The following is an 11,218-nucleotide window of genomic DNA, read 5'->3' on the forward strand; positions in this document are numbered from 1 at the left end:
TGGAAGCGTATTCGTGCTTCGCTGACACTACTCGCCGAATTCGCCCGTATTTGGCTTAAATCCGACTTTTCCGCAAGGTTATCTGGATGGTTTTGCTCGGTTCCGGACCGGTAAAATAGTGACGAGTCCTGGATGTCTCAAGCGTAGTGCGGTTTTTCCCCACTCTGGTCAACTCAGATTGGCGGACACTGGGCCGTTTTGGTATCCTAAGGGAGCCGATTGCTGCCAATCGCTCCCGCCCACCCGCCTGCCGCCAGTGAAGCCATGACGACTCGCCACGCCTCCGCGTCCGCAGCCACCCGGCTCTCGTTGCTTACCATCACATTTTGTGTCTTTCTCGGCACTGCTGTTTCGGGAGCAGATCCGGGATCCGTCGAATTCTTTGAAAATCGCATTCGCCCGGTTTTGGTTCAGAAATGCTATCGCTGTCACTCTGCTGACGCTGATGAGATCGGCGGTTCGCTGCTGCTGGACTCCAGCGACGCAATGATGGTGGGTGGCGATAGCGGACCTGCGATCCACCGAGGTGATGCCGATGCCAGCGTCTTGATCTCGGCGATAAAATACGAATCGAGCGAGATGCCTCCCGATGAGCCATTGCCCTCGTCCGTCGTGGACGACTTTGTCCTCTGGATCAACGCTGGGGCGATGGATCCGCGTCAATCCCATGGCGCAACGATTCCCGTTCGTGACCGAATCGATTTGGATGTCGGACGCCCATTCTGGGCTTTCCGTCCGATCGGTTCGCTGAAGTCGCCGTTTGGCCAGTCGATGACCGAGGCAACTGCGGACGGACATGCCGCTGCGAAGATCGATGCTTACTTGAGTCGAGCCCACCAAGCGACATCGTTGGTCCCGGTCGGCGTTGCGGATCCAGAAACACGATTGCGCCGCTTGGCATTTGATCTGACGGGTTTGCCGCCCAGCGACGATCTGATGCGCCGCTGGCTTGCAGATCCGTCGCCGATCCAATGGACTCGCTTGGTAGATGAGCTGTTGACTTCACCCCAGTATGCCGAGCACTGGGCTCGACACTGGATGGACGTTGCCCGATACGCGGACAGTAATGGCAGCGATTTCAACGCGACGCATCATGAAGCGTGGCGGTATCGTGACTATCTGATCCGCTGCATGGCTGCGGATGTACCGTTCGATCAAATGATACATCAGCAGATTGCCGGTGACCTGCTGCCTGCGGACAACGACGATCAGCGTCGCGACAATGTCGTTGCCAGCACGTTCCTGATGTTGGGCACCAAGATGCTCAGCGAACGGGACAAAGCGAAGTTGCAACTCGACGTGGTCGACGAACAGATCGACACCATCGGTCGAGCTTTCCTCGGCATGACGCTTGGATGCGCTCGATGCCATGACCACAAGTTCGACCCCGTTCCGACGGAGGACTACTACGCGTTGGCGGGGATCTTTAAGAACACGGTCACTCTCAAGGGCGAAAGTCAGCAATACGTCAGCACGTGGAATCGAGTCAAGTTGCCCACGTCGTCAGAGCATGTTGCCGCGGTGGAAAAGTTCAACCAGCAAGAGGCCGAATTGCAGGCACGAATCAAGGAAGCGACGAAGTCCGTGGAACGTGCAAAGTCCAAATCGTCTGCGCCCCTGGCTGGCATCGTGGTCGACGACGCGGATGCAAAGAAGGTCGGTGCTTGGACCGATTCCACCTATTCAAAAGATTTCATCGGCAAAGGCTACGTGCATGATGACAATGCCGACAAAGGAAAGTTGTCGATCTCGTTCACGACGCGAGTTCCCGAGTCGGGCATCTATGAGTTGCGACTGGCGAGTTTTCCCAACAGCAATCGCGCCGCCAAGGTTCCGGTAACCGTGCTTACCGCCGACGGTGAAAAGAAGCTGACGGTCGACGAGCGAAAAGCAGACATCGCTCCGTTTTGGATCACGCTGGGCAAGTTTCGGTTTGAGAACGACGCCGACGCGGTGGTGACGATCAGCAATGAAGGCACCTCGGGTTACGTGCTGGCCGATGCCGTTCAATGGTTGAGCGAGTCGGACTTGAAACCAGCAGAGACGAAGTCCGCCGACGCCGGCAACGATAATGCAGCGGAGGCGGCAGCCAAACAGACTTTGGCGGCGTTGCAAGAAGATTTGCGTAAACTGCGTGCGGGCAAACCGCAGCCGCTGCCCGAAGCGATGGCGCCGAGCGATTTACCCGCCGAGTCCATCAAAGACGGTTTCGTTCATATCCGTGGTGAAGTGAACAACGTCGGCGCAGAGGTACCGCGGGGTTTCTTGCGGGTTTGCGGCAGCGATGATGCATCCATCATCAACCCCCAAGGCAGCGGTCGGTTGGAGCTGGCGTCCTGGTTGACCAACCCGGACAACCCGCTGGTCGCCCGCGTGTTTGTCAATCGAGTATGGATGCACTTGATGGGCGAAGGACTGGTTCGGACCGTCGATAACTTTGGCGAACGGGGCGAGCGTCCCAGTCACCCTCAACTGTTGGACGCGTTGGCCACGGATTTTGTGACCGATGGTTGGCATTTGAAACCGCTGATCCGAGCCATCGTGGTGACCGATGCGTATCAACGCAGCAGCGAGTTTGATTCTCGATCCTACGCAATCGATCCAGAGAATCGTTTGTTGTGGCGGGCGCACCGACGCAGGCTGACGGCCGAGTCGATTCGTGACACGATGATATCGATCGCCGGACAACTTGATTTGCGAGGTCGCGTCGATCCGATGCAAGGGCGCGGCGTCCTGGTTTCCAGCAATGATGCAAATTCCAAAGCAAGTTTTTCGGATGTCTCCGAACCGTGCCGTTCGATCTACGTTCCCGTCGTGCGAAGCTACGTCGCACCGCTGCTGGCGTCGCTCGACGGTGCTGACCCGGACCTGTTGGTAGGTCGGCGTCCGACCACGAACGTCCCTTCACAAGCTCTCGTGTTGATCAATAGTCCCGACGTCAACCGATGGGCTGAAGCAGCCGCGCAGCGGCTGTTGGCTGAACACGACGTGTTTGATGAACGGCTGGAGGCGACCTATCGACGTTGCTTGGGACGGATGCCCAGCAACGACGACCGACAGATGGCGGCCGATTTCTTTGACGGGCAGCTCGACTCCGCCGAACGTTGGCACGAGTACGTTGCCGCCATTTTTGCTTCCACAGAATTCCGACTGCTGGATTGAAACCATGACCCAACCCGTATTGTCACGCCGTCAGTTCGGTGCAATGAGCAGTTTCGCACTCGGCTCGTTGACCGTGTCCGCCTTCGCGCCCTTCGGGCGTGCCGTCGCCGGGCCTGCAGTTGATCAACCACACGTCCCGCCTCGTGTGCGCCGCGTGATCTTTTTGTTCATGCATGGTGGTCCCAGTCACGTCGACACGTTTGACTACAAACCTTTGCTGAAACGTGATGACGGCAAGCCGTTGCCGTTTGCTCTGCCAGCCAACATCAGTGCCAAGCCGACTTTGTTGAACGGTCCTTGGGAGTTCAAGCAACGTGGGCAGTCCGGATTGTGGGTCAGCGACCTGCTGCCCCACATGGCGTCGGTCGCTGACGATCTGTGCGTAATTCGTAGCATGCACACCAAAGGCCAATCACATGGTCAAGCCGTCGGAATGATCAACACCGGCAGTGACAACTTGGTGCGTCCCAGCATGGGCGCTTGGGTCAGCTACGCATTGGGTAGTGATCACCCAGACTTGCCAGCGCACGTCGCGATCGGTCCGGCGACTGCGCACGGTGGACCGCGAAACTACGGGGCCGCGTTCTTACCCGCGATGCACCAAGCCACGGTCGTGGGCAGCAACGGAAAACCCGGTGACGGTAAGATCGCGCATCTGGACGGTCCCTTTGACGATGCCCGGATCGATCGCCGCTTGGATTTGATCCAAGCCATGAACCAAAGGCACTTGGCCAGCAGTGGTCCTGATCGCGAAATCGAAGGCGCGATCCAAGCGGTTGATTTGGCATCACGGATGCGGTCAGCCGCGCCAGAGGTTTTTGACCTGGATCGGGAATCTGAATCGACGCGTCGGGAGTACGGCATCGGAGAAAAGGAAACTGATTCGTTCGGCAGCAGCTGCTTGCTGGCACGTCGTTTGGCGGAGGCCGGTGTCCGGTTCATCACGGTCAGCAGTGGACAAGTCTGGGATCAGCACGGCAACCTCAAGGCAGGTCATGAAAAGAATGCCGCAGCGACAGACTTGCCGATCGCGACCTTGATCCGTGATTTGAAACGCCGTGGGCTGTGGGACGATACCTTGATCGTTTGGGGCGGCGAATTCGGACGTACACCTGTGGTCCAAGGCAGCAACGGACGTGACCACAATCCACAGGGATTCTCGGTGGTCCTCTCCGGCGGCGGCGTGCGAGGTGGTTATGCTCACGGTGAAACGGACGAGTATGGCTACTACGCGAGGCGAAATCGCGTTCACATGCATGACCTGCATGCCACGATCTTGCATCAGTTGGGGATCGATCACGAGCGATTGACGTACCGCTACGCGGGCCGCGATTTTCGCTTGACGGATATCCACGGAGAAGTCGTCCACGAAATTCTGGCGTGATGGGCGCGTCGCTTGGACACTTGGTGGGCTCTTTGATCAGAGACGGACTCAATGACGGCAATGCCGCCTCTCGGATCATCCCTCATCAGGACGCGTCATGACACGGATTTCACACAGCCTGCTGGATCCCTTGATCGGACCCAGGATCAAAGCACTGTATCCTCATTTGCGTTTGCCCCGATCGTTGCCACCCGAGGCGATTGTACTGGCAGGTCATCTCAGCGCGATCGCCGGAGCCGTCGGCTTTGCGTTCTCGACGCGGTTCTGGTGGGGCGGGGTGCTGGCGGCGATCGGCGTCGCAGGCAATCACGCTGCGGACTGCTTGGACGGTACCCACGCGCGGCAAACGGGGCAGTGTCGCAACGGCGGTGAATTGCTGGACCATTTCACCGACCCGCTCAGTTTTGCTTATTGGATGATCGGCATCGCGGTGGCATGCGGTCGGCTGGATATCGGTTTGGCTGCCGTCTGCTGCTTGTTCGCCTTTGCCGTGTTGACCAATATCAAAGCCAAGATGACTGGCGAGTTCCAGTTGGCAGCGTTTGGCCCGACGGAGTTCAAGACGGGATTGGTGCTGCTGGGAATTGTTTTCTCGTCGATGGTCGGCTTTTCGGTGACGCCGGATTTGCGTGTCCAGATTGCGACATGGGTCTATGCAGCGATGACGCTCAGCGGTTGCTGTTTTCTGGTTTGGCAGTTGGTTTCGTCGATACGCGAAGTCAACCAGAGTGCTGCGCCGGCCGACACCAGCGAATGGGTGTGCCGGTAAACCAATGGTGATGGGCGAGAGGAGCCCAAGAGATTCAGAATCGTACTAGGACGGACGAGCCGTCCCAGTATCAATCCTGAACTTTATTCAGAGATCACCTTGCCGTATCGTTCAATACGCTGGCCGGGGATCCAAAGAGAATCGTCAACGACGATCTGATTACCAGCGGTTTCCGCCGCCACCGCCGCCGCCACCGCCGCCGCCGCGGGACGAGCGTTCGTGTGGACGAGCTTCGTTCACACGGAGAGGACGTCCGTCAAAATCTTGACCGTCCAAACCTTCGATCGCTTTTTGAGCGTCTGAGTCGCCCATGGTCACAAAACCGAATCCGCGGGACCGGCCCGTGTCACGGTCCATCATGACGATTGCATCGTCGACTTCGCCATACTCGCTAAAAATCTCTTTCAACTTGTCGGTGGTCACACCCCAGGCCAAGTTACCCACATACATCTTCATCGAAACACATACTCCAAAACAAAGGCCTGTCTCAAATCGCATCACTGAACCAGCGCATCACTGAACCAGCGCTACACTGAATGGACGATGCACAGCAAAAAGACAGAACCTCAACCGAATGCACAGGCGACATCCGCCCGCGCTCTGACGGCGATTGTAGCGGCTGACCCAGGCCAGTGCAGGTCAGAAAAGACGGAAAGTGTCCGAATCGTTCCGATTCTTATCGAACGCTAAATCCCATGCGTGGAGTCGATTCGGACCGAAATCCACCGCAAAAGATGCCGCCAAACGTAGCTGCCCAGGGACTCCTGTCGCTGACGCATGTGCACGAGTCCCGTTTGCCCGCTGCGGACACGACAGCTTTCTTTGGCCGGCAAAGTCACGTGCATGGCGTATCGGGGCTCCAAAAGCAACAGTTCGGCGCTTGGTTTTCCCTGCCGTTTCGCACCTTCGCCGACCGTGGCATGCGATCTGGTTTCCTCGAACTGGCCCCGGTCCACGACGGCTAATGGCCCGCCGTAGGCACCTGCAAAGGCAAAGTGGGGCAGATCGTTTTGAACCCGAGGCGTGATTTTCCGGATCATCCCTCGGCTCAAATCATCCTGTCCCCAAATCCGAATCTGCACCTCTTTGTCCACAACACCGGTCAAGGACTGCCCGTCGTCTTGGCTGACCAAAGCGATGGCCTCCTTGTGATCGGGGTGTCCCATGTGCAACAACTCTTGACCCGCCCTGACGAACTTACCAGGCAGTTCCACTTCCTCCATCAAAATGACTTCTCCATCCAGCGGAGCACGAATGGTGAGTTCATTGATCTCTCGGTCGAGTTCAGCAAGCTGTTTTTCGTACGCCAAGACGTTTTCGTTCTCGACTTGCCACAATGAAACCTCGCCGCTGCTGCGTACGCCAGAGGCAGTCAAGCGAGACTCACGCAACTGCGTCGCTAGCTGATCGCGTCGAGAAATCAGTTCATCGTTTCGCAAAGTGATCAGTGGCGTTCCGCGTTTGACTAAATCTTGTGTGCTGACATGAACCGTTTCGACAAATCCCGACGTCACACTTCGCACCACCGCGCCGGGTTCATAGGCGATCGTGATCGGTGCGGTGATGACCGTCGGCGCCGGCAATAGGATTCCGCTCAGCACACAAGCCGTGACGATGGTTCCAAGGCACATGCCGAATCGTTTGCGATCAGGTTGCTCAAACTCGCTGCCTCGAACGATGAACCGCAATAGACCGACGGTCGGGATCGCAACCCACAGTCCCACCGCAAAAACCGCAATGACGAAACCGATCCCCGGCAGCAGGTTGGCAGCACCTAGGATCAGGGAAAAACAGATGATGATTCGCCACACGAATGCGCCGACTCCGTACGCACGAACGATCGCTCCTCGGCGTCCCGCCCAGGGAATGGGACGCGACGGCAATCCAATAAAGACTTGACGACCGATGCCGTTTACAAAGTGTTGTCCGTGCTTGGCAAGGTTGGGCAATTCCAACCAATCGGCCAGCATGTGATAGCCGTCGAACTTCATCAACGGATTGAGGTTGAACAAGAGCGTGTTCACACCGGCAGCGAGCATCATGTTGACGCAAATTTGACTGGTCATTCCCGGGCCGACTCGGACCCATACCAAGGTTGCGATCGCGGCAAGCCAGGTTTCTGCCAGCATGCCAGCGGCGGAAACCAGAATACGATGGTATTTGTTGCTGAATCGCCATGCGCTCGTCACATCGACGTAGGGCAGTGGAATCAGCAGCAGAAACAACACGCCGCATCCGGCAACACGACCGCCGAATCGATGACAAGCAACGGCATGGGCTGACTCGTGGATCAGTTTCAGGACACACCAAGTGATTCCAAACCAGATCCACGTATCTCGACTGTGGATGTTCAACTGACTGAGCGAAAAACGCTCCGACTCCGCTGCGAACGACACGATCGCCCACAGCATCGTGGCCACCCAAGCAATGCCCATCGGCCAGGTGATGACGTATCGGGCGACGCTGGTGAGTTTGTCAACCAAGCGAGCGGGATTTCCGAGTGGGATTCGAACGCTGATCGGATTGAGTTGCTGTTGCAGCTTTGTATCCGCGGCTTCACGTCGCACCTTTCGCTGGCGACTGGCGGAGGTGGACGCTTTGGTGACCGCCAGTCCAGATTCGACGAGCCATTTGCACAACTGCGCAGCCTCCTGCTCCGACAACGCATCTTCGCCCAAGATGCCACATGTCATGGACATCGCAGTGGCCAGCGTCGTCTTGCCATCCAATAGAGACAGGAACGTGTACTCTGCTTTGCCGACTCGGTAAAAGGAGCCGGACGACGTGTCTTCGATCAAATAGCTGGTCAGGTAACGACCTTGTTGAAGCGAAAATCGCAGCGTTTCTCGAAGCCGCAATCTTGCATCACCGAGTTCGAACGTGCTGGCGTCTTGCAGATGGTGAATGTCGTTCATCGTCGATCGCTCACCACCAAGTCATGCGAGAGACGAGGTAGTCCCACGGTCGATGAAACAGGTTCCATGCCAACGAATGACGTTCGCAGTCGATCCGCACGGTTCCCTTCATGCCGGGACGCAAGCGATCGTCGGGATTGTCCAAGGTGACCGTTGCGATGAAAACGTTGCGTCCATCTCCCAGTTCACTCTCTGGGCGAATTCGCTGAACGGTTGCGTCAAAGGATTCACCGGTCAAGCCGGTCAACCAGATCCGAATCGGATCTCCGACTTGCACGTGCGCGATCTCTTCAGCCGGTATCGCAACTTCGACACGCATCCTGTCCAGGGAGCCGATTTCATAGACCACGTCGCCGGTATCGACAGCGGATGCCGTCGCCTGCTCAGTCGATCCAGTTAGCACGACACCATCGATTGGCGACCGGATCTCCAATTGATTGAGTTGGTGTTGCAGTAAGGATGCTCGCGCCGCCAGTCGCTCGGATTCCAGTTGCGAAACCAAGGACGCTGTGATATTTCGTTGGGCAAGCTCGATCTCGCGTTGTTTGGCGGCTTGTCGTTGCTCAGCCATCACGCTGGCAAGCTCAAAACGCAAAGATTGACCGTCCATGGTGGCGATCAAATCGCCGGCTGCCACGTTGTCACCCGGCTGCACTAACGCTTGTTCGATTTGACCCTCAAACGGTGCCACCGCAAAACGACGTAGAGTCGGCTCGGTTTGGCAGCCACAACGCACGCGGTAACGCACGGGCATCATCAATAGACTTACCAGGACCAGGCCGGTCACGATCCAGACGACCGATTTCTTGGATCGGATGCGTGTTCCCATTGTTTGCCAGGCTCGCACCAGACGACTTCGTTGCATCCGATGCGACACCAACAATCCGCCTGCGATGCTGGGCGCCGCAGTCCGAACGAACTGCCTCAGTTGTTTGGCCTGGATCTTTTTGGCCGGCCCCGTGATCAGCATGGTGCCGACCACTCGCCCATCAGAAGTCTCCAGGGGTGTCGACAGAACGCCTTCGCATTTCAAGTCGACGCAAAGTTGTCGGTGAGCCACCAGCAAATGAGACTGATTGTCGTCAGTCGTCGGATAGACCCCGATTTCCTTTCGCAGCAGCGATTCATTCAGCGTCATCTCGATGGCGTCATGAGCTGGGCTGCCCGGTTGCAGTTTTACCGTGCCGCTGAGCGAACGAACGTGGAGCCGTTTTCCGAACCGGGTTCCGATGGCTACTTGGTTGACATCAAGATGACGTGCCAGTTCGTTGGCGACAACATGACAGGCTTCGTCGACTGTCTCTTGGCTTTCCAGCTTCGCGACCAGATCGATTACCGCCGCAAGGGCTTGAACTTTCCAGTCGTTATCGGTCGCGTGGCTGGACTCCAGATACAGTGTGATGTAGACGGCGGTAGCGTCCAACGCCATCAACATCTCTTGCACATTGTGCTTGTGACTCAAGACCAAGACGACGAGGTTGGTCTCGCCATCGGCAACGGGGACGTAGATGGACTCGAGTCCCAGGAAACGTTCCATCTGGATCGTTCCACGTTTAAGAACCGCATCGCAAGTGCTGCCAAATTTTTTGACGAAATCTGGACGGGTTGGAATCCGTCCCGAGACATCGTCTGATCCCATCCGCCAACCTGCGGCAGGCGTTTGCGTTAGGATTCCCACACCGACAGCACCGGTCGTTTTGATGATCGCCTCCCTGAAGGCGCGCAATACGCTTGGACGATCGCCATTGAGATGCATGACGTGATGCAACGCTTGATGCAGCCCAGGGATATCCAACGCAGCTGGTTTGTCGATGGAAGTGGCATCGCCAGTGACAGTGCCCGACGCGAGAGGTCTCACAGACGGCGGCTTGGCCGTCGGGCCGATAGTTGTCGTTTCGCTTGTTGCTGGCCCGTTTGTTGGTGATTCATCGGTCATGGCGTAGATTCCGCTGTCGAATCGAGCCATTTGCAGGGCGAACCGCTGCGATACCGTCGTTCAGGGTTGTCAATCACAACATCAATACGCGCGGTGCCGCTGTCAGGATCTGTGACGGGAGAAATGAATTGAATCCGGGCGGTCGGCTGGACCCACTGGTTGCCGTCTCGCAGTTGGAGATTGACATCCTGGCCCACCGTCAGCGAGTTGACGTCGTGCTCGCTCAAGTAAAACCGCACGAGAAGCTGATCCAATTGAACCAGCGTGACCACTTGCGGCTTTGAACTTGAGATCGACTCGCCGAGACGGTAGTGCAATTCGGTGACAACGCCGTCGAACGGAGCGGTGACCTTTCGTGATCGGATCTGCGCCTTGATCCGCTCCACGTCCAGTTTCGCCTCGGCCAATTCCTGGCGTGCTTGCTCCAAGTCCGCGAGCGATGATTCGTACTCGACAACCGCTTCCTCCACTTCCGTCGGATTGGCGTGACCGCGATCCAACATCGGCTGGATCGCGTCGCGACGTGACTTTCGGATTTTCAGGCGAGACTCAGCCAATTTGACTTTGGCGTCGGTCATTGCGCGTAACTCGGCGATACGCAACGTTTGGTCCAACGCATCGTGGTTCAGTTCGGCGATCGTATCGCCCTCACGAACACTTTGGCCTTCTACTACCCAAATCCGTGACACGACCCCCGACTCGCTCGCCGCAACTTGACTCTGTTGCAGCGGTTCGGTAAAGCTCTCTGTGACGCGGCTGTCCACTGCCGTTCTGGCTAGATCAACGAGGACAATGCCTCGGTAGTCGTCACCCGAGACGGGATGCGACATCAACAGGCAAACAAGGATCACGAAGATGGACGAAATGGACAGTTGGCAGGTGCTTAGAGCCGTCGGCGCAGACGCAAGCGACCCTCGACGCATCGTGCAGAATGCGACGACGGTCTTGTCGTGACAATTCGATGGTGGATGGAAAGTCCCGTGCATTGCCTGGTTGGTTTCCCAACAATTGCCGTCAATGTGCAACGAATGTGGTGAAGGATTGATGGTGAT

The 11,218-nt window shown here is 57.1% G+C and carries 7 protein-coding genes; 3 read left to right on the forward strand and 4 right to left on the reverse strand.

Annotation, left to right across the window (positions count from 1 at the left end; translation table 11 throughout):
* Positions 1-264 precede the first annotated feature (264 nt).
* From Pla52nx_RS12195 to Pla52nx_RS12205, 3 genes are all read left to right on the forward strand, one after another.
* On the forward strand, positions 265-3,162 hold the full coding sequence (locus Pla52nx_RS12195) for a DUF1553 domain-containing protein (RefSeq protein ID WP_146520094.1): 2,898 nt from the start codon (positions 265-267) through the stop codon (positions 3,160-3,162).
* A gap of 4 nt (positions 3,163-3,166) precedes the next feature.
* On the forward strand, positions 3,167-4,546 hold the full coding sequence (locus Pla52nx_RS12200) for a DUF1501 domain-containing protein (RefSeq protein ID WP_146520093.1): 1,380 nt from the start codon (positions 3,167-3,169) through the stop codon (positions 4,544-4,546).
* A 97-nt stretch (positions 4,547-4,643) separates the two neighbouring features.
* Entirely contained in the window at positions 4,644-5,315 is a 672-nt protein-coding gene (locus Pla52nx_RS12205) for a CDP-alcohol phosphatidyltransferase family protein (RefSeq protein WP_146520092.1), read from the forward strand.
* A gap of 159 nt (positions 5,316-5,474) precedes the next feature.
* Here Pla52nx_RS12205 and Pla52nx_RS12210 read toward each other — a convergent pair whose 3' ends face one another.
* The 4 genes from Pla52nx_RS12210 to Pla52nx_RS12225 all read right to left on the reverse strand — a co-directional run bounded on the left by Pla52nx_RS12210 (position 5,475) and on the right by Pla52nx_RS12225 (position 10,996).
* Positions 5,475-5,771 (reverse strand): RNA recognition motif domain-containing protein, encoded by a 297-nt coding sequence (locus Pla52nx_RS12210; protein ID WP_146520091.1) that lies wholly within the window; start codon positions 5,769-5,771, stop codon positions 5,475-5,477.
* 230 nt (positions 5,772-6,001) lie between these two features.
* Positions 6,002-8,230, reverse strand: coding sequence for an HlyD family efflux transporter periplasmic adaptor subunit (locus Pla52nx_RS12215; protein WP_146520090.1), 2,229 nt, complete (start codon positions 8,228-8,230; stop codon positions 6,002-6,004).
* 10 nt (positions 8,231-8,240) lie between these two features.
* On the reverse strand, positions 8,241-10,166 hold the full coding sequence (locus Pla52nx_RS12220) for an efflux RND transporter periplasmic adaptor subunit (RefSeq protein ID WP_342190390.1): 1,926 nt from the start codon (positions 10,164-10,166) through the stop codon (positions 8,241-8,243).
* Positions 10,163-10,996 (reverse strand): efflux RND transporter periplasmic adaptor subunit, encoded by an 834-nt coding sequence (locus Pla52nx_RS12225; protein ID WP_231741978.1) that lies wholly within the window; start codon positions 10,994-10,996, stop codon positions 10,163-10,165. The genes Pla52nx_RS12220 and Pla52nx_RS12225 overlap by 4 nt, the downstream gene beginning before the upstream one ends.
* Positions 10,997-11,218: the final 222 nt, after the last annotated feature.

This window comes from Stieleria varia (genome assembly GCF_038443385.1).
In the GTDB taxonomy this organism is placed as follows: Bacteria; Planctomycetota; Planctomycetia; order Pirellulales; family Pirellulaceae; genus Stieleria; species Stieleria varia.

Coding starts and splice junctions, on each gene's coding strand:
- Pla52nx_RS12195 (WP_146520094.1), top strand. CDS start 265: ATGACGACTCGCCACGCCTCCGCGTCCGCAGCCACCCGGCTCTCGTTG.
- Pla52nx_RS12200 (WP_146520093.1), top strand. CDS start 3,167: ATGACCCAACCCGTATTGTCACGCCGTCAGTTCGGTGCAATGAGCAGT.
- Pla52nx_RS12205 (WP_146520092.1), top strand. CDS start 4,644: ATGACACGGATTTCACACAGCCTGCTGGATCCCTTGATCGGACCCAGG.
- Pla52nx_RS12210 (WP_146520091.1), bottom strand. CDS start 5,771: ATGAAGATGTATGTGGGTAACTTGGCCTGGGGTGTGACCACCGACAAG.
- Pla52nx_RS12215 (WP_146520090.1), bottom strand. CDS start 8,230: ATGAACGACATTCACCATCTGCAAGACGCCAGCACGTTCGAACTCGGT.
- Pla52nx_RS12220 (WP_342190390.1), bottom strand. CDS start 10,166: ATGACCGATGAATCACCAACAAACGGGCCAGCAACAAGCGAAACGACA.
- Pla52nx_RS12225 (WP_231741978.1), bottom strand. CDS start 10,996: ATGTCGCATCCCGTCTCGGGTGACGACTACCGAGGCATTGTCCTCGTT.